The sequence below is a fragment of the Streptomyces sp. NPDC004539 genome (assembly GCF_040610055.1).
Classification (GTDB): domain Bacteria; phylum Actinomycetota; class Actinomycetes; order Streptomycetales; family Streptomycetaceae; genus Streptomyces.
Genome location: NZ_JBEXLS010000040.1, coordinates 1 through 21,660 on the forward strand (window position 1 = coordinate 1; position 21,660 = coordinate 21,660).

23 protein-coding genes and 1 pseudogene are annotated in these 21,660 nt (G+C 72.3%); 15 read left to right on the plus strand and 9 right to left on the minus strand.

The annotated features are described in order from the left end of the window. From ABZX85_RS46010 to ABZX85_RS46035, 6 genes and pseudogenes are all read left to right on the plus strand, one after another. Window positions 1–788, plus strand: a pseudogene (locus tag ABZX85_RS46010) (NADP-dependent phosphogluconate dehydrogenase); the annotation flags it as partial. 159 nt (window positions 789–947) lie between these two features. Continuing rightward, the gene (locus tag ABZX85_RS46015; RefSeq protein ID WP_355883873.1) at window positions 948–1,334 is read left to right on the plus strand and encodes a luciferase family protein; all 387 of its coding nucleotides are present in this window, start codon (window positions 948–950) and stop codon (window positions 1,332–1,334) included. 131 nt (window positions 1,335–1,465) lie between these two features. After that, a complete protein-coding gene (locus ABZX85_RS46020) occupies window positions 1,466–1,864 on the plus strand; it encodes an LPXTG cell wall anchor domain-containing protein (protein ID WP_355883876.1) in 399 nt (132 codons plus the stop codon). Continuing rightward, window positions 1,861–2,574 (plus strand): class F sortase, encoded by a 714-nt coding sequence (locus ABZX85_RS46025; RefSeq protein WP_355883879.1) that lies wholly within the window; start codon window positions 1,861–1,863, stop codon window positions 2,572–2,574. The genes ABZX85_RS46020 and ABZX85_RS46025 overlap by 4 nt, the downstream gene beginning before the upstream one ends. A gap of 163 nt (window positions 2,575–2,737) precedes the next feature. Then, window positions 2,738–3,265 carry an RNA polymerase sigma factor gene (locus ABZX85_RS46030; RefSeq protein ID WP_355883882.1) on the plus strand — a complete coding sequence of 176 codons (528 nt, stop codon included), beginning with the start codon at window positions 2,738–2,740 and terminating at the stop codon, window positions 3,263–3,265. Then, entirely contained in the window at window positions 3,249–3,788 is a 540-nt protein-coding gene (locus ABZX85_RS46035) for a hypothetical protein (RefSeq protein WP_355883885.1), read from the plus strand. Before ABZX85_RS46030 ends, ABZX85_RS46035 begins: the two co-directional genes overlap by 17 nt. Before the next feature lie 13 nt (window positions 3,789–3,801). Here ABZX85_RS46035 and ABZX85_RS46040 read toward each other — a convergent pair whose 3' ends face one another. The 4 genes from ABZX85_RS46040 to ABZX85_RS46055 all read right to left on the minus strand — a co-directional run bounded on the left by ABZX85_RS46040 (window position 3,802) and on the right by ABZX85_RS46055 (window position 7,386). Next, the gene (locus tag ABZX85_RS46040) at window positions 3,802–4,683 is read right to left on the minus strand and encodes an RNA polymerase sigma-70 factor (protein ID WP_355883888.1); all 882 of its coding nucleotides are present in this window, start codon (window positions 4,681–4,683) and stop codon (window positions 3,802–3,804) included. Window positions 4,684–4,693: 10 nt separating this feature from the next. Next, window positions 4,694–5,872, minus strand: a complete 1,179-nt coding sequence (locus ABZX85_RS46045) for an FAD-dependent oxidoreductase (protein ID WP_355883891.1) — start codon at window positions 5,870–5,872, stop codon at window positions 4,694–4,696. Between the two features lie 74 nt (window positions 5,873–5,946). Then, complete coding sequence (locus tag ABZX85_RS46050; protein ID WP_355883894.1) at window positions 5,947–6,363, minus strand: hypothetical protein; 417 nt, start codon at window positions 6,361–6,363, stop codon at window positions 5,947–5,949. Window positions 6,364–6,480: 117 nt separating this feature from the next. Further along, window positions 6,481–7,386 (minus strand): NAD(P)-binding domain-containing protein, encoded by a 906-nt coding sequence (locus ABZX85_RS46055; protein WP_355883897.1) that lies wholly within the window; start codon window positions 7,384–7,386, stop codon window positions 6,481–6,483. A 77-nt stretch (window positions 7,387–7,463) separates the two neighbouring features. Between ABZX85_RS46055 and ABZX85_RS46060 the strand changes: the two genes are divergently transcribed. The 3 genes from ABZX85_RS46060 to ABZX85_RS46070 all read left to right on the plus strand — a co-directional run bounded on the left by ABZX85_RS46060 (window position 7,464) and on the right by ABZX85_RS46070 (window position 9,326). Next, window positions 7,464–7,805: a helix-turn-helix domain-containing protein gene (locus ABZX85_RS46060; protein ID WP_355883899.1), complete on the plus strand. Its 342-nt coding sequence runs from the start codon at window positions 7,464–7,466 to the stop codon at window positions 7,803–7,805. 128 nt (window positions 7,806–7,933) lie between these two features. Continuing rightward, window positions 7,934–8,317, plus strand: a complete 384-nt coding sequence (locus tag ABZX85_RS46065; RefSeq protein WP_355883902.1) for a helix-turn-helix domain-containing protein — start codon at window positions 7,934–7,936, stop codon at window positions 8,315–8,317. Window positions 8,318–8,516: 199 nt separating this feature from the next. Further along, window positions 8,517–9,326 (plus strand): alpha/beta hydrolase, encoded by an 810-nt coding sequence (locus ABZX85_RS46070; protein ID WP_355883905.1) that lies wholly within the window; start codon window positions 8,517–8,519, stop codon window positions 9,324–9,326. A 66-nt stretch (window positions 9,327–9,392) separates the two neighbouring features. Here ABZX85_RS46070 and ABZX85_RS46075 read toward each other — a convergent pair whose 3' ends face one another. Next, window positions 9,393–10,307 (minus strand): hypothetical protein, encoded by a 915-nt coding sequence (locus ABZX85_RS46075; protein ID WP_355883908.1) that lies wholly within the window; start codon window positions 10,305–10,307, stop codon window positions 9,393–9,395. A gap of 173 nt (window positions 10,308–10,480) precedes the next feature. Between ABZX85_RS46075 and ABZX85_RS46080 the strand changes: the two genes are divergently transcribed. Further along, a complete protein-coding gene (locus ABZX85_RS46080; RefSeq protein WP_355883911.1) occupies window positions 10,481–13,321 on the plus strand; it encodes a BTAD domain-containing putative transcriptional regulator in 2,841 nt (946 codons plus the stop codon). A gap of 64 nt (window positions 13,322–13,385) precedes the next feature. Here the strand turns inward: ABZX85_RS46080 and ABZX85_RS46085 are convergent, their stop codons facing one another. After that, window positions 13,386–13,877: a hypothetical protein gene (locus ABZX85_RS46085; protein WP_355883914.1), complete on the minus strand. Its 492-nt coding sequence runs from the start codon at window positions 13,875–13,877 to the stop codon at window positions 13,386–13,388. 179 nt (window positions 13,878–14,056) lie between these two features. Here ABZX85_RS46085 and ABZX85_RS46090 point away from each other — a divergent pair, with 179 nt between their 5' ends. The 3 genes from ABZX85_RS46090 (at window position 14,057) to ABZX85_RS46100 (ending at window position 15,719) form a co-directional block, all read left to right on the plus strand. Next, window positions 14,057–14,494: a helix-turn-helix domain-containing protein gene (locus ABZX85_RS46090; RefSeq protein WP_355883917.1), complete on the plus strand. Its 438-nt coding sequence runs from the start codon at window positions 14,057–14,059 to the stop codon at window positions 14,492–14,494. An 83-nt stretch (window positions 14,495–14,577) separates the two neighbouring features. Next, complete coding sequence (locus tag ABZX85_RS46095; protein WP_355883919.1) at window positions 14,578–15,243, plus strand: hypothetical protein; 666 nt, start codon at window positions 14,578–14,580, stop codon at window positions 15,241–15,243. A gap of 125 nt (window positions 15,244–15,368) precedes the next feature. After that, complete coding sequence (locus ABZX85_RS46100; protein ID WP_355883921.1) at window positions 15,369–15,719, plus strand: DUF2516 family protein; 351 nt, start codon at window positions 15,369–15,371, stop codon at window positions 15,717–15,719. An 11-nt stretch (window positions 15,720–15,730) separates the two neighbouring features. Here the strand turns inward: ABZX85_RS46100 and ABZX85_RS46105 are convergent, their stop codons facing one another. The 3 genes from ABZX85_RS46105 to ABZX85_RS46115 all read right to left on the minus strand — a co-directional run bounded on the left by ABZX85_RS46105 (window position 15,731) and on the right by ABZX85_RS46115 (window position 19,619). Beyond that, entirely contained in the window at window positions 15,731–17,224 is a 1,494-nt protein-coding gene (locus ABZX85_RS46105) for a SpoIIE family protein phosphatase (protein WP_355883923.1), read from the minus strand. 276 nt (window positions 17,225–17,500) lie between these two features. Then, on the minus strand, window positions 17,501–18,586 hold the full coding sequence (locus tag ABZX85_RS46110) for an NlpC/P60 family protein (protein ID WP_355883925.1): 1,086 nt from the start codon (window positions 18,584–18,586) through the stop codon (window positions 17,501–17,503). 250 nt (window positions 18,587–18,836) lie between these two features. Continuing rightward, on the minus strand, window positions 18,837–19,619 hold the full coding sequence (locus ABZX85_RS46115) for a class I SAM-dependent methyltransferase (RefSeq protein WP_355883927.1): 783 nt from the start codon (window positions 19,617–19,619) through the stop codon (window positions 18,837–18,839). 195 nt (window positions 19,620–19,814) lie between these two features. On the opposite strand from ABZX85_RS46115, the gene mshA reads away from it, so the two are divergent. Then, window positions 19,815–21,155 carry a D-inositol-3-phosphate glycosyltransferase gene (gene mshA / locus ABZX85_RS46120; protein WP_355883929.1) on the plus strand — a complete coding sequence of 447 codons (1,341 nt, stop codon included), beginning with the start codon at window positions 19,815–19,817 and terminating at the stop codon, window positions 21,153–21,155. Next, entirely contained in the window at window positions 21,148–21,639 is a 492-nt protein-coding gene (locus tag ABZX85_RS46125) for a YbjN domain-containing protein (protein WP_355883931.1), read from the plus strand. The genes mshA and ABZX85_RS46125 overlap by 8 nt, the downstream gene beginning before the upstream one ends. The last annotated feature ends 21 nt before the right edge of the window (window positions 21,640–21,660 follow it).

The following is a 21,660-nucleotide window of genomic DNA, read 5'->3' on the forward strand; positions in this document are numbered from 1 at the left end:
GGATCTTCCGGGAGTGGAACGAGGGCCGGCTGGGCTCGTACCTGATCGAGATCACGGCGGAGGTCCTGGGCCACACGGACGCGTCGACGGGCGGGCCGTTCGTGGACGTGGTCGTGGACCGGGCGGGGCAGAAGGGCACCGGCCGCTGGACCGTCCAGACCGCCCTCGACCTCGCCTCGCCGGTGACGGCGATCGCGCAGGCGACGTTCGCGCGGGCCGCGTCGGGGCAGACGGCGCTGCGCGACGCCTACCGGGGTCTGCCGGGCGGGACGACGCCGCCGCTGAGCCGGACGGAGGCGGCGCGGTTCGCGTCGCAGGTGGAGAACGCGCTGTACGCGTCGAAGGTCATCGCCTACGACCAGGGCTGGACGATGATCCAGGACGCGGCCAAGGAGTACGGCTGGGACATCGACCTCGCCGCGGTCGCCCGGATCTGGCGCGGCGGCTGCATCATCCGCGCCTCCTTCCTCGACCGCATCCGCGCCGCCTACGCCCAGGACGCCGCGCTGGTCAGCCTGCTGACCGAGAAGGAGTTCGCCCAGGAGATCGGCGACGCGCAGGTCCCCTGGCGGGAGATCGTCGCGACGGCCGCCCGCCGCGGCATCCCCGTCCCCGCGTTCTCCGCGTCCCTGGCCTACTACGACACCCTGCGCGCCGAACGCCTCCCCGCCGCCCTCCTCCAGGGCCAGCGCGACTACTTCGGCGCGCACACCTACGGGCGGGTCGACAAGCCCGGCGCGTTCCACACCCACTGGGCCGACGCCGACCGCCCCGAGACCGACGCATAGCCGACGCATGACCGCCGCATGGCAATTGACGTGCGGCGAAGGACTGTTGGGCCACGGACCGCGAGCGGACCGTGGCCCTCCGTTCTTTTTCACCTCACGGCCGGGTTACAGAACCCTCAACCTCTGGTAGCGGGGCGGTTATCCGGCGACGATGGGAGCATGACACCGGCCGAGCGCGCCCATGAACGCCTGGCAAGCTGGCCCGACCTCACGACGGTGACCTCGTCGTGCGGCACGGGTCCCGCCCTGCGTTCCGCGCACAGCGAGATCGTCCACTTCCACTCGGCCCACGAGGTCGACCTGCACCTCACCGGTCGGGCCATCCAGCGCCTCTCCCGCGACCTCCGTGCCTCCACGGCCATCCGTCTGCTCCCCGGCTCCCGCTGGGTCACCGTCCACCTCGACTGCGAGTCCGACGCGGACCTGCTCGTCAGTCTCGTCAGCATGGCCCTCCAGGCACACCAGTCGGCTCCGCCGGGTGAGGAGGGGACCCGGTGCAATCTGCATCGGGTGATGCTGGTGCCGAGGGACGAGCCGCTGGTCTGAAGTACTCGGTCTGAAGTACTACGGGTACCCCCGAGCGACTTTGCCATCCCTTTACAACTGACACCCCCGCTGCCTCGTCTCTCCGCTCGATTCCACCCCACCCGGGTGGACCGAAGAGGGAGAGCAGGCATATGCGTCGTACAGCTCGTGGTGTGGTGGGGGCCTTCGTGCTCGCCGGGGTCGTCGCGCTGACCGGTGCGGGGGTGGCGGTCGCCGACACCGCGCCCTCCGCGGTGCCGAGCACCGGTGAGGCGCCGAGCCCGGTGCCGAGCGTCGTCGACTCGACACAGGCGCCCAGCGAGACCTCGACCAAGGCGCCGACGGACGCGACGGCCGTGCCGACCACCGCGCCGAGCGTGCGGGAGGGGCAGGTGGCGGTGGTGCCGTCGGGTGCCGCCGACACCGGGGTCGGGGAGCCGTCGGACTCCGGGCCGTCGTCCACGACGCTCGTCGGGGTCGGGGCCGGGAGCGCGCTGCTCGCCGGGGGTGCCTTCGTCGTCGTGCGGCGCCGGCGGGCGACCGGGGAGTGACCGTGCTGTCCAGGCGGGGGTTCGCCGCGGGGCTCGGGGCGGGGCTGGGGGCGCTGCTCGTCGGGTGCGGGTCGAACGGGGAGGGCGTGCGGGTGTCCAAGGACACCGGCGCGCTCGGGGGTGTTCGGGCTGCCGGTGACGGGAGTTCGGGGTCCGGGGGTTCGGGGTCCGGGGGTTCGGGAGGCGGCTCGGCCGGAGGTACTACGGGTACCACGGGGTCGTCCGGCTCCGGGGGTGCCTCCGCTGCCGGGGGCCGTTCCGGGGTCGTACCCGTACGCCTTCGGGTGCCCTCGATCGGGGTCGACACCCCGTTGCTCTCGCTCGGACTCGGCAAGGACGGGGCCGTCGAGGTGCCGCCGGTGGCTCCGCACGACCGTGCGGGGTGGTACCGGTACTCGCCGGTGCCGGGGGCGACCGGGCCGGCCGTGATCCTCGGGCACGTCACCGTCGGGGAGTACGGGGACGGGGTCTTCAAGCGGCTGACCGAGCTGCGCCGGGGCGACGAGGTGGTCGCCCGGCTGACGGACGGCCGGGAGCCGGTGTTCCGGGTGACGTCCGTGCGGACGGTCGCGAAGTCGGCGTTCCCGACCCAGGAGGTGTACGGCGACACCGTGCGCCCCGAGCTGCGGCTCATCACCTGCGGGGGTGCGCGGACCGGCGAGGGATACGCGGACAACGTGATCGTGTTCGCCGAGCTGAAGCGGGGGTGAGGGCGGGGTGGGGGGCGGGGCGCCTGTGAACGAGACGTCGCACCGGTACTACGGGTACGGGGGAACCCGTACCCGTAGTACCGGCATCCTCCCACCCGAGCCGGACCCCGGCCCGGACCCCGGCCCCAGCCCTGATCCGACCCCCCACTCCCCCTGGAGAGCGTTGAACCGCCCCCGATCCCTCCCCTGGTCCCGGCCCCGGTCGCGCTCGCGCGAGGAGGACGCGTCGGAGCTGTTCACGGCGCTGTACCCGCGGCTCGCGGGCTGGTGCCGGCGGCTCGTGGACGACGACGAGACCGCGCACGAGATCGCCTCGGAGGCGTTCACCCGGCTGTGGTCGCGGTGGACGAAGGTGGAGGAGCCGCAGGGCTTCCTGTACGTCACCGCGGCGAACCTGGTCCGCGACCACTGGCGCAAGGCGGAACGGGAGCGCCGGGCGATGCGGCGGGCGCGGACGGAGGAGGCGCTGCGCCCGGCGCCGGAGCAGGGCGACCCGTCGGTCATGCTGCTGGTGCAGTCCCTGCCCGAACGACTGAGGGTCCCGATCCTGTTGCACTACTACGCTGACATGCCGATCCGGCAGGTGTCCGCCCTGACCGGACGCAAGGAGGGAACCGTCAAGGCCGACCTCCACGCGGCCCGCGAGCTGCTCCGCGCCCACCTGAGGAGAAGCCTTGACCACACGCTTTGACGCCGACGGGAGCACCGGCGGCGGCCAGGAGGACCCGCTCGTCGAGCTGTTGCGCCCGCCCGCGTCCCATCTCCCGCCCCCGTCCGGCCACTTCACCGCGCTGCGCCGCAAGTCCCGGCGCCGCAAGGCGCGTACGGTCCTCGCGGCGGCGGCGACCTGTGCGGCGGCGCTGCTGATCGCGCTCCCGCTGACGTCGACGTCGGGGCCCCCGGTGCACAAGTCCCCGCCGCTGGCGCCGCCTCCGGCGACCGTCCCCTCACCGACGGCGCCCCCGTCCCAGCGGGCCGCCACCTCGCCGGTCCCGGGCCCCTCGACCGCGGACACGCACCCGCCGGTGCGGGACGCGACCCCTTCCATGGACCCGGTCCCCTCGCCGGGGGTCTCGGACACCGTCGTCGAGCGGCCGTCGGACGCCTCGTCCCTGGCCGCGGAACCCACCCCGTCGCCCTCCGCGGAGAAGACGGAGAAGTCGGGGTCCCGCACCGGCGCCACCGTCGCCCCGCAGGAGCCGGTCACACGCTGACCCTCGGGCACCGTCAGGGCAGGTCGACGGGGGTACCGGCGGCGAAGACGGTCAGTTTCTCCGGGTTGCGGACGTAGTACAGGCTCGTGATGACGGGGCCTTCGTGGCTGAACGCGATGACGCCGTCGAGCTCGCCGTCCACGTACATCGCGAGCGCCGGGGAGCCGTTGACGAAGGTGGGGCGGGACGTGAGGACGACGTGCCTGGCGACGTAGCTGAGAATGAAGCGGACGACCTTGTCGGCGCCCGACACCGGTACGCGGGCGGCCTGTTTGACGCCGCCGCCGTCCGTCACCATGACGACGTCCGGGGCCAGGACGTCCAGCAGGCCCTGCGGGTCGCCCGAGTCGAGCGCCGCGCGGAACGCGTCCAGGGCGTCCCGGGTCTGCCGGGGTGTGACCGTCTGACGGGGGCGGCGGGCGTCGACGTGCCGCCGGGCGCGGTGCGCGATCTGCCGTACGGCGGCGGGGGACTTGTCGACGGCCGCCGCGATCTCCTCGTACGGCACGTCGAAGACCTCGCGCAGGACGAACACGGCGCGTTCCGTCGGGGAGAGGGTCTCCAGGACGAGCATCAGCGCCATCGACATGCTCTCCGCGAGTTCGGCGTCCTGGGCGACGTCGGGGGTGGTGAGCAGAGGTTCGGGGAGCCAGGGGCCGACGTACGACTCGCGTCTTCTCGACAGGGTGCGCAGGCGGTTGAGGGACTGGCGGGTGGTGATCCGGACGAGGTACGCGCGGGTGTCGCGCACCTCGTCCAGGTCGACCTTCACCCATCTCAACCACGTTTCCTGGAGGACGTCTTCGGCGTCCGCCGCCGAGCCGAGCATCTCGTAGGCGACGGTGAAGAGGAGGTTGCGGTGGGCGACGAAGGCGTCGGTGGCCGGGTCGGTCATCGTCTCTCTTTCAGGGGGCGGTGACGGGGGTGGGCTCGGTGGCGGTGGCGAGGGTCTGCCGGCGGTTCGGGTCCTTGCTCCACCACGTCCGTACGCCGGGTTTCCTTGCCTCGTAGGAGAGTTGCCACACCGTGCTGCGGCAGACCAGTTCCTTGACGCCGCTGCCCGTGCGGCCTCCGAGGTGGAGGTTCCTCGCCGTGTCGTCCTTGTGCGAGAACTGGAAGACGCCCGTGTGGCGCCCCAGGCTGATGCACTGGCCCGCGAACCCGACGTCCGCCGGGGCGGGTTGATCCCCCGCGATCCGGCTGAGCACCGTCTCCGCCGCCTGCGGACCGAGTTGGACCGCCGACTGGCAGCCCATCCGGTACGGCCGCCCCGAGGGCGCGGCGGAGTCGCCGGCCGCGACGATGCGTACGTCGTCGACGCTGGTCAGGGTCTCGTCGGTGAGGAGGCGGCCGAGGGGGTCGGTGCTGAGGCCGCTGCGGGCGGCGAGGTCGGGGACACCGAACCCGGCGGTCCAGACGACGAGTTGCCCCTCGATCTCGCGGCCGTCGTCGAGTCGTACGGTGTGCCGCGTGACCTCTGTCGCCTGGGGGCCCTCCAGGACGGTGACGCCGAGGCGGGTGAGGCGGGCCGCGATCGTCCTGCGGCCCTTCGGGGAGAGGTAGGGGTTGAGGGTGGCGCCGCAGATCAGCGTCACCTTCCTGCCCTGTTCGGCGAGTTCGGCGGCCGTCTCGATGCCGGAGGCTCCGCCGCCGACGACCGTGACGGTCGCGTCGGGGGCGGCGTCGAGGGTCGCGCGGAGGGTGCGGGCGTCCTCCAGGGTGGCGAGGGGGTGGGCGAACTCCCTCACGCCGGGGATCTGTTGGGCCGAGCTCGCGCTGCCGACGGCGTACACGAGGTAGTCGTAGCGGACGGGTCCCTGACTGGTCGTCACCGTCCTTGTACCGGCGTCGATCCGGCTCACCGAGTCGACGACGAGCCGCACCCTTTCGTTCAGCACCTTCCCGTACTCCGTCACCGCGTCGTGCGTGCCGGCCGCCAGTTGGTGCAGCCTGATCCGCTGCACGAACTCCGCCCTCGGGTTGATCAGCGTCACCGCGACGTCCGTCCGCCGCGTCAGCCTGTTCGCCGCCATCACCCCGGCGTACCCGCCACCCACCACGACCACTTCGGTCTTCTCGCTCACTGTCTCTCCTCCGTTCCAGGGGGTTCGGCCTCAAGACACCGACCGCACGGGCCGTGTGACACCCGTGACCCAGATCACTCCCCCAACTCCCCGGCGAGCCGCCCCAGCGCCTCCCGGATCATGTCCCCGTACGCGTCCGGCGCGAGCGCGTCCAAGTACCCCTGAGCCTGGGCGACATGACTCCGCGCCCGCTCCTTGTCCCCCGTCCTCTGATAGCTGGCGGCCAGGTTCAGATGCAACGACGGATAGAAGCCCCGCACCGCCAACGCCGGGTGATGCTCCTTGACCCGCTCGTCGCCGACCTGTCCGGCGGCCTCCAACGCCCTGAGATCCCAGGCGAGTTCGTCATGTGGATCGTCTTGCAGATCCGCCATGTGATGAGCGAGCACACACCGGTGAAACGCGTCCCCGTCCACCCCGATCTCCTCCCACAGCTCCCCCAGCTTCCCGGCGTCCCGCGCCTGTACGGCTTCCTGAATGCGCTCGATCACTCGGGGCTCCCCTTGGTCGTCGGTGGGTCGGGGGAAGGGTAGGGGTGGGTACTGACAGCGGGGGGGTCGGCCGCTGTCCGGGTGGGCCGTCGGTGTGGTGGTTCAAGTCGGCTTCTGTCAGGCCGAGTTCTTCCAGCCCCGGCCCAGCACCTCCGCCACTCTCATGAACCCGTCCGTGCCGTGGCCGAGGGTGATCGTGTGGTGGGTCAGGGATTCGGCCGCTCGGACGAGGGTCGCGTCGATGCCGTGGGACTCGGAGGTGTGGGCGATGTGGGAGAGGGTGGAGGCGGCGGAGGTGAGGGGGTTGTCGGTGCCGGAGGAGGTGAAGTCGGTGGTGTCGAACTCGGCGGCCGTCTGGGTGAAGATCGGCGGGAGGATCTGGGTGAGGCCGCTCGCGAAGGGGGCGAGTTCGCCGGCGGTGACGCCTTCCGCCCGGGCGACGGCGAGGGCGTGGGCGTAACCGGCCATGGTGGTCCAGAAGATGTCGAGGAGGGCGATGTCGTAGGCGGCGGCGCGGCCGATCTCGTCACCGAGGTGGGTGTGGGTGCCGTTCAACCGGTCGAGGACCGGACGGTGTTGGGAGTACAGGCCCGCGGGCCCCGAGTAGAGGAAGACGCCGGCCGGGGTGCCGATCACCGTGTTCTGGGTCATGATCGCGCCGTCGAGGTACGAAATCCCGTGCCCGGCCGCCCAGTTAGCGAGGTCGCGGGCCCGATCGGGGGTGTCCGCGCTCAAGTTGACGACCGTACGTCCGCGCAGCGCCTCGGCGACCGCGTCCCGCCGGAGGAACGAGTCGACGGCGTCGTAGTTCACCACGCAGACGACGGTCAGCGGGCTCGCCGCGACGGCCTGCGCCACGGAGGGCGCCCAGACGGCCCCTCGGGCGGCCAACTCCCTTTCGCGGCCCGGGGTCCGGTTCCAGACGGTCGTGCGGACACCGGCGTCCAGGAACGCCCCGGCCAGCGCGCGGCCCATCGGGCCGAGGCCGAGCACGGTGACAGACTGAGGTATGACATCAGACATGAGTTCGATTCCTTCGTGATGGACAGGTGCGGTGAACTTGTGGGATGTACTGGCGGGACGAACGGGACGGAGAGGACATGACGCGCAGCCGCGCCCAGGACACGAACGTCTGCGGAGTGACCGCCGCGATCGCCGTGATCGACGGCAAGTGGAAGACGAGCCTGCTGTGGCTCCTGGAGTCCGGCCCCACCCGCCCCGGCGAGCTCCGCCGCAGACTCCCCGGCCTCAGCGAGAAGGTGCTGACGCAGGCGCTGCGCGAGATGGAGACGGACGGGCTGGTCCACCGGGACGTCCACGACGTCCTGCCGCTGAAGACCGTGTACTCCCTGACCCCCTTCGGCCATGACCTCTCCAAAGCCCTTGGCCCGCTTGCCGATTGGGGCCACGAACGGCTCGCGAGACTGACCGGGCGGCCCTGAGCGTCCCCCGGTCGCCCGCCCCGTCAGCCTCGCCCGGCCGGCGCCCGCCGCCAAGTACCCACTTTTTTGTGGCTACTTCACCGCCCGCCGACACCCACGAGACACCCCCCTCGGAACAGGAGCCCGCCATGGGAACCAAACAAGAGCTCCAGGGCCTCCCCGAAGGCTCCGACCTCCGCCGCGCCGACTCCCTCGCCCGCGAGATCTTCTCCGACGTCGCCAACAAATGGGCCCTCCTCATCATCGAGACCCTCGGCGAACGCACCCTGCGCTTCAGCGAGTTGAGGGACGAGGTGGAGGGGATCAGCCACAAGATGCTGACCCAGAACCTCCGCATGCTGGAGCGCAACGGCCTCGCGGAACGCACCGTCCACCCCACGATCCCGCCCCGCGTCGAGTACACCCTCACCGAACCGGGCCGGGCCCTGCGCGCGACGGTCGACCTGCTCTGCGACTGGACGCAGCGGTACCTGGGGGACATCGAGGAGGCCAGGGGCCGGTTCGGGGAGTGAGTTCGCCTCGCCGGCGTCGTACCGGAAAACCCGTGGCGGGCCGGCGTCGGCCGCTGCTAGGTTCGCCGAGGCCGTGCGAACGAACGAGGAGGTGGTACCCGTGAACGCTGTATCGACATGGGTGCTCCCCTCAGGGGTCACGGTCGGGCGGTAGGCCGTCCGGGAGCGCCGTTCACGCGCATTCCCGAAGGGCATGACCATGCGTTTCACCTCCGAGCGACGGCTCGACGACGGCGTACTCGTCCGCGACTTCACCCTCGACGAGATCCCCGGCACCCTGTGGACCCCCGGGGCCCCCGAGCCCACCGGAACCCCCGGCTCCACCCGCGCCCCGGGCTCCGCCGAGCCCCCCGCCCCGCTCCCCCTGATCCTGATGGCCCACAACAACGGCCTCCCCCGGCACGAACCCCGCCTCGGCGCCCGCGCCCGCTACTCCGCCGCGCGCGGCTACGCGGTCGCCTCCATCGACGCCGCCGGCTGCGGCGACCGGCCCCGCACCGCCGCCGAGGAACAGGCGCGGACGGAGCTCCGGCGGGCTCTGGCGGCGGGCGAACCTGTCGACGACATCTTCGAATCCTTCATCGGCCCGCTGATCGAGAAGGCCGCCCCCGACTGGACCACCGCCCTCTCCGCCCTCCTCGAACTCCCCGAGATCTCCGGCCCCGTCGGCTACTCGGGCTGGATGGCCCTCGGCATCCACCTCACCGCCACCGACCCCCGCATCACCGCCGCCGGCTTCTTCGCGGGCGGCTACGTCCCGCACGCCCAGCGCGCCCAGGCCCCCGACGTCACCGTCCCCCTCCTGCTCCTCCTCCAGTGGGACGACGAGGGCAACCCCCGCGAACGCGCCCTCCAACTCTTCGACACCTTCGGCACCCGGGAAAAGACCCTCCACGCCAACTTGGGGGGCCATACCGGGACGCCGTGGTTCGAGGTGGAGGACGGGGATCGGTTCTTCGGGCGGCATCTGAAGACCCCGCCCCAGCCGACCCGAGCCGCCACGCCGTAACCCACCGCGCCTCGGACCGGCCGGGACGGCGCTCCGGCACGTGTCCCGGCCGGTCCGAGGCGGGCTTCAGCTGTTGGTGTTGCGCAGGTGCCACTCCAGCCCGTTCGCCGTACCGCGGGCGACGCCGGGCGTGTCGCCGCCGATGCCGTCCCAGTTGCCGGTGACGGGGCAGTCACCTCGAACGCCGTAGGAGAAACTCCTGGTCGTGGGACCGTCGGTCAAGGTTTCTCGTTGGTGCCAGTACAGGTTGGTGTCGGCGTTCTGCCCTGGACGGACGACGCCCTGAGTGTCACCGCCGATCCCGTCCCAGTCGCCGGTGACGGGGAAATCACCGACGACGCCGTAGATGAAGTCGTAGTCGGATATTCCGCCACTGACGCCTTTGCGCAGGTGCCACGCCTTGGAACCGCCCGCGTTGCCTCCCGCGACCCCCGGCCCGTCGCCCCCTATGCCGTCCCAGTTACCGGTGATCGGGCGATAGGTGAGCACGTCGTTGACGTAAGCGCGCCCATAGCTGAAGACCGGGTACTTCGTACTCAAGGGGCTGTCGCGGACGTGCCACTCCCAGTTCATGTACGTGTTGCCGTCCCTGACCGGACGGACGATTCCGTGACCGTCCCCACCGATGCCGTCCCAGTTGCCGACGACAGGCACATCGCCGGCGTCACCGTAGGTGAAGTCGTAGTCGATCCGCCCGCTGAAGGCGCTCTCGCTCAGACGCCAGCGCAGTACGCCGCCCTCCACAGTGACGTACCCGACGCCGTCTCCGCCGACCCCGTCCCAGTTGCCGGTCACCGGCCAGATCGTGCCGTCCTTGACGGTGCACCCGGCCGCCGCCCCGAGAATCCCCACCGAGCCCCCGGCCCTCTCTCCGACGGCGGGCTCCTCCGCCGCACCCGCCGGGACGGCCGCCAGCATCGGGCCGATCAGTCCTGCCAGCGCGCCGATCATGCCGAGAACACGCCGCTTCGCTCTGCTCACCCTGGTCTCCTTTCGTGTCCGGCCCACCTCGGCGGACGGATGACCGCCGGGGTGTGCGGGGAGTGCCACGATGTGGGGTGTTCCTTGACGTGAACCTTGTAGAAATCTTGACCGACTGGTCGGCGCGGCCCCCACAGCCCGTCGCGCGGACGCCGAGACCTTGAGGGACGTACATGACGGAGTTCGTACTGCTGGATTCCCCCGCGTTACGCGACGCCGAGGGCGTGGCGGTGGACCTGGGCCCGGCCAAGCAACGCACCGTCCTCGCGGCGCTGTTGGTGGACGCCGGGCGCTGGGTGACGGTGGAGACGCTGATCGACCGTGTCTGGGGCGAGGGCCCGCCGCTGCATGTACGGCCCTCCCTGTACGCGTACATCACCCGGATTCGGCAGTCGCTCGCCCGAGCGGCCGTCCCCGGCGGCACGGGAGCGGGTGACGGCAGCGGGCGGCGGCAGTTGCGGCACGGTCCCGGCGGCTACCTGATCGACGTACCGCACGACCGCGTCGACGTGCACCGGTTCCGGCGGCTGATCCGCGAGGCCCGCGCCACGGGCCGTGCGGACGCCGAGCGGGCGACGCTGCTGCGTGAGGCGCTCGGGCTGTGGCGCGGTGAGCCGCTGGCGGGTCTGGCCGGCGAGTGGGCGGAACGCACCCGGAGCGGCTGGCGGCAGCAGCGGATCGAGGCGGTACTGGCGCTGGCGGAGGCCGAATTCCGCGTGGGCGGTCACGTGCGGGTGATCGGCGAGCTGACCGGTCTCGTGCAGGAGCAGCCGCTGGTCGAACCGCTGACCGTGGCGCTCATGCGGGCCCTCCAGGCTGCCGGACGTGGCCCTGAGGCCCTGACCTGCTACGACGTCCTGCGACGGCGGTTGGCCGAGGAACTCGGCACGCTGCCGGGCCCCGAGGCGCAACGGGCGCATCAGGCGATCCTGCGCGGTGAGTCCGGCCCTCCCCCGGCCATCGGTCCGGCTCCCCCCGAACGGGAGCACGGCCGGACGGTACCGGCCCAACTTCCTTTGTCCACACGGGGGTTCACGGGCAGACAGGCGGAACTCGCCCGGCTCGACGGAGCCCTGGCCGACGCCGCCGAGCGGCCGGCCGCCGTGGTCGTCTCGGTCGTGTCGGGAACAGCGGGGGTGGGGAAGACGACCCTGGCGGTGCACTGGGCCCACCGGGTCGCCGAGCACTTCCCCGGCGGCCAGCTCTACGTGAACCTGCGCGGATTCGACCCGTCCGGCACGGCCATGACGCCCGACGAGGCCGTACTGGGCTTCCTCGACGCGCTGGGGGTGCCGGCCCAGCGGGTCCCGGCGGCCTCCCACGCCCGGGTGGGTCTGTACCGGAGTCTGCTGGCCGGGCGGCGGGCGCTCGTCGTGCTGGACAACGCCCACGACACCGAGCAGGTCCGCCCGCTGCTGCCCGGCTCGCCCGGCTCCGTCGCCGTCGTGACCAGCCGCAACCGATTAGCCGGGCTCCTCACGTCCGAGGGTGCCCGCCCCGTCCTCCTGGACCTGCTCTCGCCGGCCGAGGCCCGTACCCTCCTGGCCCGCAGGCTCGGCGAACACCGGGTCGCGGCCGAGCCGGAGGCCGTGGCGGAGATCATCACCTCGTGCACCCGGCTCCCGCTCGCCCTGGCCATCGCCACCGCGCGAGCCGCCGGCCGTCCGCACTTCCCCCTCCGTGTCGTCGCCGAGGAACTGCGCGACAGCCACGGCACGCTCGACGCCTTCGCCGGGGACGACCTGGCGACCGACGCGCGGGCCGTCTTCTCCTGGTCCCTGCGCGGCCTCTCCGCCCCGGCCTCGCGCCTGTTCCACCTGCTGGGCCTGCACTTCGGGCCCGACATCTCCGCGCCGGCCGCCGCCGCCCTCGCCGGCCTCCCGCTCCAGGGAACCCGCGGCCCGCTCGCCGAACTCACCCGCGCCCATCTGCTGACCGAGCACGTGCCGGGCCGTTACGCCCTGCACGACCTGCTGCGTGTCTACGCCACCGAGCGGGCCCTGGCCCGGCGGACGCCGGCGGAACGGGACACCGCCGTCCACCGGCTGCTCACGTGGTACCTGTACACCGCCGACGCCACGCACTCCCTCCTCACCCCGCACCGCCGTCGGGCGCCCCTCGCACCGGCACCCGCGGCGTGCGAACCGCTGGCGTTCCGCACGCACCGGGAGGCCCGGGAGTGGTGCGAGGCCGAGCGCGCCAACCTCGTCACCGCCGTGCACCGGGCCGTCGCGACGGGCCGGGCGGACGTCGCGTGGCGGCTGACCACGGCCCTGTGGGGGTTCTTCTATCTCAGCGGCCATCTGCACGACTGGCTCGACACGACCCGGGCCAGTCTCGACGGCACCCGGGACTCCCACGACCGCGTCGGCGAGGCATGGAGCCTGAACGACCTGGCCTGCGCGCTCAGGCAGATGCACCGCTACGACGAGGCCATCGAGCGTTTCCGGCAGGCGATGGCGCTGAACCGGGAGCTCGGATTTCCGTACGGCAGACGGCAGGACCTGGTCAACCTCGGCTACACCCATCGCCTCGCCGGCCGGCCGGACGACGCCATCACGTACTACCGCCGGGCGCTGGCCGTCGGGCAGGCCCCCGGCGATCCCTCGGATGAGGGCAGCATCCTCGCCAACCTGGGCGACGCCTACCTGCAACTGGCCCGGTACGACGACGCCATCGGCTGTCTGGAGCGGGCCCTGGTCCTCCTGCGCGCCACCGGCGACGAGTGGGCGGAGGGCATCGCGCTCGACATCCTCGGCACCGTCCACCGCCGGCTCGGCCGCCTCGACGACGCCTTCGCCCACTACGACCGGGCGCTCGCCAGACACGCGGACGTCGGCAACCGGTGGGGGCAGGCCCACACCCTGAGCAACCTCGGCGACACCCACCTCGCCCTCGGCGCCCCGGCCACGGCCCGCACCCACTGGGAGCGGGCCCTCTCCATCCTCGAAGAGGTCAACCACCCGGACGCGGATACCGTCCGGGAACGGCTACGACTGCCGGGGGCATGCTGAGAGCGGGACGCCGGGGGACGAGACGTGGGGTCCGTGGCGTGAGTGTGACCAGGCGCGATAGTTGTCACCTGCCGTCCAGCGAGGACGTTTCACCGATCCCCACCAGCAGTTGAAAGGGCCATTCCGGGTCGGCTTGGCCGATGGTCAGACCGACCCATCGCTCCGAGTGCGGCAACCGCCACATCTGCATGCTGCCGGCGACACCGCACAGGAAGCTGAGCGGTTCGCGGCTCGTGGCGGTCGAGTCGGAGTCGTCGAGTTCGAGATAGGGCCACAGGTCAACCGCTTCAGGGGCGCCCCAGCGTTCCGCGAGGATGACCGACAACGCGGCAAGGCCGGCTTCCAGCTCCCGTTCCGCTGCCTCGACGATCTCGGCACTCCGGTCCTCCCAGAAGTCCTGACTTTCACGGAGCACGGCCAGGTGAAAGCCGGGCCCACTCCACTGGCCGGCCCCTCCCGGCCGGCCGTTCTCGTCCGGGAAGGGCCGGGCACTCAAGCTGTCGATGATCGACAAGTACTCGTCAGCGTGCTCTCTGGACTGGTGCTGAGGCAGCATGAACGAAGCCTAGCTCCGCGATTCCGGCCGGACTTTCAGAGCCGCCCGGGCCTCGTGCCGCTTGGGCCGGTGGCAGATGTCCCGCCCAGGTGACAACTGTCGCGCCCAGTCACAGTGACCCGGCACACTATTGCAAGCACCTGCTTGCAATAGTTAGCAACGCCGGGCAAGGTAGAGCCATGGCATCGCTCAACGTCGGAAACCTCGGCGAGTACCTACGCGAGCAGCGGCGGAACGCGCGGCTGTCGTTGCGGCAGCTCGCGGAGGCCGCGGGGGTGTCGAATCCGTATCTCAGCCAGATCGAGCGGGGCCTGCGGAAGCCGAGTGCCGAGGTGCTTCAGCAGGTCGCGAAGGCGCTGAGGATCTCTGCCGAGACGTTGTACGTCAGGGCGGGGATTCTGGACGCCGAGCGGGATCTGGACGAGGTGGAGACCCGCGCCGTGATCCTCGCCGACCCGACGCTGACCGAGCCGCAGAAGCAGGCGCTGCTCCAGATCTACGAGTCGTTCCGCAAGGAGAACGGGTTCGACGCGAGCCCGCCCCCGAAGGCGGAGCCCGACGGCGACAGCGTCGTACCCAGAACTGACCACAGCGATCCGCAGGGGGCGGCCGGTTGACCGGTCCAAGGGGCCGGCCGGCCCACCGCGGACGCACACCTCGGCCGATGTCGACGAACGTGAAACCGGGAGGAACACCCACCATGGCCATGACCGACGATCTGCGCAAGACCCTCAGCGACCCGACCCCCCTGTACTTCGCCGCCGGCGCGGCCGATCTGGCGTTGCAGGAGGTGAAGAAGGTCCCCGCGCTGGTGGAGCAGTTGCGCGCGGACGCGCCCGCCCGGTTCGAGGCCGTGCGGGAGAGCGACCCGAAGGCGCGGGCCAAGGAGGCCGGTGCCAAGGCGGGCGCGCGGGCCAAGGAGGCGCAGGAGACCCTTCAGACGAAGGTCGGCGAGTTCGTCTCCGCCCTCGACGGCGACTTCAAGAAGCTCGGCTCGACCCTCGACGCCGACCTGAAGAAGCTCGGCGAGTCCGCCCAGGACCTGGCCCTGCGGAGCGTCGGCGTCGCCGCGGAGTACGCCGTGAAGGCGCGCGAGACGTACGAGAAGGTCGCCGAGCACGGCGAGCAGGCCGTGAAGACCTGGCGCGGGGAGGCCGCGGAGGAGATCCAGGAGCTGGCCGTCGCGGTCGAGGTCGAGGAGGAGGCACCCGCCTCCACCAAGACCGCCGAGACGCCGGCCCCCGCCGAGCCCGCCCCCGCCGAGCAGCCCGAGGCCAAGGCCGCCCCCGCCCCGAAGAAGGCCCCCGCCAAGAAGGCCCCGGCCCGCAAGGCCGCCGCGAAGAAGACGACCCCGCCGGCGAAGTGAGCCGTACGACGGGCCGGGCACTCTCGTGGTGTCCGGCTCGTTGAAGGGGGTAGCGGACCGAGGGTTGCGGGTACGGTGACCGCGTAACGGACGAGTAGTCGAACCGGGTGGTGGACGTTGTGCTGATGCAAGGATTCAGCAGTTTCATGGCTCTGCTGAGCCTGGCCCTGATCGTCTTCAGCGGCTTCGCGCTCTTCGACGCGGCGATCCGCAGAGAGGACGGCTACCGGGCGGTCGACAAGCAGACCAAGCCGTTCTGGATGATCGTCCTGGGCCTGGCCTTCGTCGTGAACCTCATCTTCCCGATCCTGTCGTTCCTGCCGATCATCGGCCTGGTCGCGACGATCGTGTACATGGTCGACGTCCGCCCCGCCCTGCGGACGCTGCCCGGCGGCGGCAAGGGTGGCCGCGGCGGCAGAGGCGGCGGCGGCTCCAGCAGCGACGGCCCGTACGGCCCCTACAACGGCGGCCGGTAGCAGGACGCGGCTTACCGCTCCAGGAGCAGTACGGCCACGTCGTCCGCCAGCTCGCCCCCGTTCATCTCCCGCACCTCGCGCACGGCGGAGCGCAGCAGCCGCTCCCCGCGCACCCCTTCACCCCACAGCCGGCGCACCATGCCGACCATCCCGTCCTGCCCGAGCCGCTCCCCGCGCCCGTCGTCGACGCGCCCCTCGATGAGCCCGTCGGTGTACAGCAACAGGCTCCACTCCGCCCCGAGTTCGACCTCCATCCGGGGCCAGCTCTCCCACGGCAGCATCCCGATCGCGGGCCCGTTCTCGGTGTACGGCAGCAGCTCGGCCCGCCCGTCGCGCACGACCAGCGGCGCCGGGTGCCCGGCGAGGCAGAGCCGCGCCCGCGTCCCGTCGGCATCGATGTCGACGGTGCACAGCGTCGCGAACATCTCCTCGCCGTCCCGCTCGTGCTCCAGCACCTCCTGCAAGGTGCGCAGCAGGTCGTCCCCGCAGAGCCCGGCCAGCGTCAGCGCCCGCCAGGCGATCCGGAGTTCGACGCCGAGCGCGGCCTCGTCGGGCCCGTGCCCGCAGACGTCGCCGATCATCGCGTGGACGATCCCGTCGGGGGTGCGGACGACGTCGTAGAAGTCGCCGCCGAGCAGCGCGCGCGAGCGGCCCGGCCGGTAGCGGGCGGCGAACCGCAGCGAGGCGCCGTCGAGGAGCGGTGTGGGCAGCAGCCCGCGCTCCAGCCGGGCGTTCTCCTGGGCCCGCAGCCGCCCTTCCGCGAGCCTGCGCTCGGCCGCGTCGGAACGTTTCCGCTCGACCGCGTACCGGATCGCGCGGCTCAGCAGCCGGCCGTCCAGCTCGTCCCGGAAGAGGTAGTCCTGCGCACCGACGCGTACGGCCTCGGCGGCGCGGTCGGCGTCGCCGGAGGCGGTGAGGGCGAGGACGGCGTGCCGGGGGGCGAGGCGCAGGACGTGCCGCAGGACGTCCAGCTCGTCCTCGTTGCCGTGTGCGCCGTCCGGGCCGCAGCCGGGGGCGGGGAGGGCCAGGTCGAGGAGGATGCAGTGGACGTCGTCGGTGAGGAGACGTTCCGCCTCGGTGAGGTTGCGCGCCGCCCGGACCCGGATGGGCTGCCCCGCGGAGTCCCGCAGATCCGGGACGAGGGGGGTGGCGGAGGGGTCGTCCTGGATGAGGAGGAGGGTGAGCTGGGGGGCCACGAGGGCGGCGGAGGCCCCGGCCACACCAAGGGGCCCGTCCGCACCAAGGGGCCCGTCCGCGCCGGCGTTCTCAGGTGTGCTGACGACGCCGGCGTCACCGGTCGTCCCCACGGTTTCCGGCGTGCCGGAGGCGGCCGGGGCCGTCGTGGCCGTGAGCGAGCCCGGTGTGTCGGGCATGTCGGGCGTCTCCTCGGTCCCCGGCGCGAGGGCCGCGGCCCCGGTCTCCGGCGCCTCGGCCGTGGCCTCGGTCTCCGGCCGGCCGCACTCCACCGCCGGGACCGCTCTCTGCCGCGGTACGGGTACGGGCATGTCCTGGGTTCCTTCCCTCCCCCCGAGGGCACGGCGGTGACGAGGGACTCGTCCCACCGAGCGGGACCCTAGCCGCAGAGAGCGCCGCAGCGGAATGGTGTACGGCACCCAGGTTGATCTCGCGTCAATGGCATATGCCGCGTTCCGTACCGCAGTTGGGCAGTGCGGGTGAGGTGCGGGGATGACGAACGTCACGTCCGCGCGGGGTTTGGGATCAAGGACGCGTGCTCTGTGTCACGTGGCCCCGCTCACCCCCCTTTCTCCCCGCCGCGCCCCTTACGCGTCCGGCCGTACGACGCCCAGGATCGGCATCGAGCCCGCGCCGGCGACCGTGACCGAGCGGCCGGGGCGGGGGGCGTGGACCATCTGGCCGTCGCCTATGTACATCGCGATGTGGCTGGCGTCGGCGTAGTAGACGATGAGGTCGCCCGGGCGCATGTCCTTGATGTCGACGTGCTTGAGCTGTCTCCACTGCTCCTGCGAGGTGCGGGGTATCGGCGTGCCCGCACCGGCCCACGCCTGGGAGGTGAGCCCGGAGCAGTCGTACGAGCCCGGCCCCTCCGCGCCCCATTCGTAGGGCTTGCCGCGCTGGGCGAGGGCGAACGTGACGGCCTTCGCGCCCTGGGCGGAGGCGCCGGTCGCGGTGTCGCCGACGACGCCCGTGTTCTCGTCGAGCCATTTCGTCTGGGCCTGCTGGGCGGCCTGCCGTTCCAGTTCGGCGAGGCGCTCCTTCTCCTCCTGGGCCAGCTCGGCCTCTAGTTTCTTCGCGGCGGCGATCTGCTGCTCGATGCGCTTCTGGGCGGCGGCCTTGGCCTGCCGGCCGGCCTCCAGCTTCTGCCACTGGGCCGCCGCGTCGTCCGCGTACTGCTCCAGGTCGGCCTGGACCGTCGCCAGCTGGGCGAGGAGGCCCTTGGTCGCCTTCTGGCCCTGGAGGACACGGCCCGCGCCGTCCAGGAACTGGGAGGGGTCCTCGCTGAGGATCAGCTTCGCCTCGTCGGGCAGGCCGCCGCTGCGGTACTGGGCGCGGGCGGCGGCTCCCGCGCGGTCCTTCAGCCTGGCGAGCTGCTCGCGGCCGTCGACGATGCGCTGGGCGAGCGCGACGATCATCGAGGACTGCTCCTTCGACGCCTCCTCCGCCGCGTTGTACGCGTCCGTGGCGACCGCCGCGTCGTGGTACAGCGCGTCCAGGCGGGCCCGGACCTCCTGAAGGTCCTTGCCGGGGGCGGGAGTCGGCGACGCGCTCGGGCCGCTGCTCGGGCCGGGGTCGGGGGCCGCGAACGCCGTCGCCGGGGCCGCCAGGACCGTCACCGCGCAGACGACGGTCACGGCCGTGGCCACCAGGGCGCGCTTGCCCGTACCCATAATCGCTCCCCCAACTGATTAACCGTCAGTAACTTACGACCATCGGGGATACTGTCACGCCCCGACCGAAAACGACAGGGTTTGTACGGCCTTGCCGCCCCTCCCCCACCTCCCGCTCCACCCCATCTCCCCACTTCCCGCCCCGGCATGACACATCCGATGCCTGTGTGACGAACGACGCGGCGGAGGCGTTCCCGCCGACAGTCACCCGACAGGGTGAACCCGCCACGGGCCGCGGATGTCCGAGGCGTCACCGAGGCGCCAACGCCCCCCACTCCACGGTCACTTCCCCCTGCCGCCAGCGCCGCGCCCCGTCCACCACCGGCCACTCCCCCGCCAGATCCCGCACCGCCCGAATCCACCGCTGCCGCGCCCCGTACGACGCGTAGGGCGCGGCGGCGGCCCAGGCCCGGTCGAAGTCCCGGAGGAAGGCGTGCACCGGCTCACCCGGCACGTTCCGGTGGATGAGCGCCTTGGGCAGCCGCTCGGCGAGGTCGGACGGCCGCTCCAGGGAGGCGAGCCGCGCGGCGAAGGTGACCGTACGCGGCCCCTCGGGCCCCAGCGCGACCCACACGTGCCGCCGCCCGATCTCGTCGCACGTCCCCTCGACCAGCAGCCCGCCCGGCGCCAGCCGCCCGCACAGCCGCGCCCACACCCCGGCGACGGCGTCCTCGTCGTACTGCCGCAGCACGTTCGCCGCCCGCACCAGCATCGGCCGCCCCTCGACAGGCACCTCGAACCCCCCGTGCCGGAAGACGAGCCCCTCCCGCTCGTACGGTTTCGCGGCGGCCACGCGCGCGGGGTCGATCTCCACGCCCACCACGCGCGCGTGCGGCACGCTCCGCCGCAGCCGGGCCAGCAGCTCGACGGCCGTCCACGGCGCCGCCCCGTACCCGAGATCGACGGCCACCGGCGCATCGGCCCGCCGCAGCTCGGCCCCGTGCGCGTCGGCGATCCAGCGGTCCATGCGCCGCAGCCGGTTCGGGTTGGTCGTCCCGCGCGTGACGGTGCCGACGGGGCGGGGGGAGGTCATGCGTACGAGGGTAACGGGACGCCCCGCACGATCGAACGGTTGAGCGAGTCACGGTAACGCGTAGGTAAAAACACCCCCCGGAAGGCCCCGTACCCGGAATGGGAGGGCCGCCTCGCGGTGTTGCACCGGCTCGGAGGGTGCACGACCCCCTCCTTTCGCATGCCCGCAGCACCGCCAGCAAGGAGGAAACGCCACGTGAGCCAGTACGTCAGCCGGCTCGGGCGTCGCTCCCCGGCCACGACCCCGCGGCTGCGGCTCCCGCACCGCAGGCCGCGCCGTGTCGCGATGCTCTCCGTGCACACGTCACCCCTGCACCAGCCCGGCACCGGGGACGCCGGCGGGATGAACGTCTACATCGTCGAGCTGGCCCAGCGGCTGGCGGCGATCAACATCGAGGTCGAGATCTTCACCCGGGCGACGACGGGGGGGCTGCCGCCGACGGTCGACCTCGCGCCCGGCGTCCTCGTCCGGCACATCGACGCGGGCCCCTACGAGGGCCTCAACAAGGAGGACCTCCCCGCCCAGCTGTGCGCCTTCACGCACGGCGTCATGCAGGCGTGGGCCGGTCACCGGCCGGGGTACTACGACCTCGTCCACTCCCACTACTGGCTCTCCGGGCACGTCGGCTGGCTCGCCGCGCAACGCTGGGGCGCGCCTCTCGTGCACGCGATGCACACCATGGCCAAGGTGAAGAACGCGAACCTCGCGGACGGCGACTCCCCCGAGCCGGCGGCACGTGTCATCGGGGAGACGCAGATCGTCGAGGCGGCGGACCGGCTGATCGCCAACACCGCCGAGGAGGCGGGGGAGTTGGTGCACCACTACCACGCCGACCCGGCCAAGGTCGCCGTCGTGCACCCCGGGGTCAACCTGGACCGCTTCACGCCGGGCGACGGGCGGGCGGCGGCGCGTGCACGCCTCGGCCTGCCGCCGGACGCCCTGATCCCCCTCTTCGCGGGACGCATCCAGCCGCTGAAAGCGCCGGACGTCCTCCTCAAGGCCGTCGCGGTGCTGCTGGACGACCGTCCGGAACTCCGCTCGCGGATCGTCGTCCCCGTCGTCGGCGGTCCCAGCGGCAGCGGGCTCGCCAAGCCGGAGGGGCTCCAGAAGCTCGCCGCGCGCCTCGGCGTCGCCGACGTCGTCCGCTTCCGCCCGCCCGTCGGCCAGGAACAACTGGCGGACTGGTTCCGCGCGGCCTCCGTCCTCGTCGTCCCCTCCTACAGCGAGTCCTTCGGCCTCGTCGCGATAGAGGCGCAGGCGACGGGTACGCCGATCCTGGCGGCCTCCGTCGGCGGGCTCCCCGTCGCCGTCCGGGACGGCGAGACCGGGTTCCTCGTCGACGGGCACGAGCCGGCGTCGTACGCGCGCGTGCTGGAACGTTTCGCGGACTCACCGGAGCTGGTGGGCCGCATGGGCCGCGCCGCCGCCGCCCACGCCCAGCACTTCGGCTGGGACACGGCCGCCGCCGCCACCGCCGACGTCTACACCGCCGCCGTCCAGTCCCACCGCCGTAACGTACGCTCCCACCATGGCTGAGGCTGAGGCGCACACCGTCATCGAGACGGCGCTCCAGGAGGCGGGCGTCTCCTGGGAGTCCCCGTCCCCCGGCACGTACGTCGCCGAACTCCCCGGCACGCGCAAGCTGAAGACGACGGTCTCGCTACGACTCGGCCGCCACTCCCTCTCCCTCAACGCGTTCGTCATCCGGCATCCCGACGAGAACGAGCCCGCCGTCCACCGCTGGCTCCTGGAACGCAACCTCAAGCTGTACGGGGTGAGTTACGCCGTCGACGGCCTGGGAGACATCTACGTCACCGCCCGGCTCCCCCTCGCGACGGTCACCCCGCCCGAGATCGACCGCCTCCTCGGGCAGACCCTTGAGGCCGCCGACGGGGCGTTCAATGTGCTGCTGGAGATGGGGTTCGCCTCGGCGATCCGCAAGGAGTACGCGTGGCGGGTGTCGCGGGGGGAGTCGACGCGGAATCTTGAGGCGTTCGGGCGGGTGACGGGGGGTGGGTGAGACCACGTGCCGTATATACGG

What these genes read in the sequence shown, in the direction of transcription:
- ABZX85_RS46070 (WP_355883905.1), top strand. Translation starts at nt 8,517, where the DNA reads ATGCGTTTCACCTCCGAGCGACGGCTCGACGACGGCGTACTCGTCCGC.
- ABZX85_RS46085 (WP_355883914.1), bottom strand. Translation starts at nt 13,877, where the DNA reads ATGCTGCCTCAGCACCAGTCCAGAGAGCACGCTGACGAGTACTTGTCG.
- ABZX85_RS46095 (WP_355883919.1), top strand. Translation starts at nt 14,578, where the DNA reads ATGGCCATGACCGACGATCTGCGCAAGACCCTCAGCGACCCGACCCCC.
- ABZX85_RS46115 (WP_355883927.1), bottom strand. Translation starts at nt 19,619, where the DNA reads ATGACCTCCCCCCGCCCCGTCGGCACCGTCACGCGCGGGACGACCAAC.
- ABZX85_RS46125 (WP_355883931.1), top strand. Translation starts at nt 21,148, where the DNA reads ATGGCTGAGGCTGAGGCGCACACCGTCATCGAGACGGCGCTCCAGGAG.
- ABZX85_RS46020 (WP_355883876.1), top strand. Translation starts at nt 1,466, where the DNA reads ATGCGTCGTACAGCTCGTGGTGTGGTGGGGGCCTTCGTGCTCGCCGGG.
- ABZX85_RS46100 (WP_355883921.1), top strand. Translation starts at nt 15,369, where the DNA reads ATGCAAGGATTCAGCAGTTTCATGGCTCTGCTGAGCCTGGCCCTGATC.
- ABZX85_RS46055 (WP_355883897.1), bottom strand. Translation starts at nt 7,386, where the DNA reads ATGTCTGATGTCATACCTCAGTCTGTCACCGTGCTCGGCCTCGGCCCG.
- ABZX85_RS46090 (WP_355883917.1), top strand. Translation starts at nt 14,057, where the DNA reads ATGGCATCGCTCAACGTCGGAAACCTCGGCGAGTACCTACGCGAGCAG.
- ABZX85_RS46060 (WP_355883899.1), top strand. Translation starts at nt 7,464, where the DNA reads ATGACGCGCAGCCGCGCCCAGGACACGAACGTCTGCGGAGTGACCGCC.
- ABZX85_RS46015 (WP_355883873.1), top strand. Translation starts at nt 948, where the DNA reads ATGACACCGGCCGAGCGCGCCCATGAACGCCTGGCAAGCTGGCCCGAC.
- ABZX85_RS46080 (WP_355883911.1), top strand. Translation starts at nt 10,481, where the DNA reads ATGACGGAGTTCGTACTGCTGGATTCCCCCGCGTTACGCGACGCCGAG.
- ABZX85_RS46065 (WP_355883902.1), top strand. Translation starts at nt 7,934, where the DNA reads ATGGGAACCAAACAAGAGCTCCAGGGCCTCCCCGAAGGCTCCGACCTC.
- ABZX85_RS46105 (WP_355883923.1), bottom strand. Translation starts at nt 17,224, where the DNA reads ATGCCCGTACCCGTACCGCGGCAGAGAGCGGTCCCGGCGGTGGAGTGC.
- ABZX85_RS46040 (WP_355883888.1), bottom strand. Translation starts at nt 4,683, where the DNA reads ATGACCGACCCGGCCACCGACGCCTTCGTCGCCCACCGCAACCTCCTC.
- ABZX85_RS46110 (WP_355883925.1), bottom strand. Translation starts at nt 18,586, where the DNA reads ATGGGTACGGGCAAGCGCGCCCTGGTGGCCACGGCCGTGACCGTCGTC.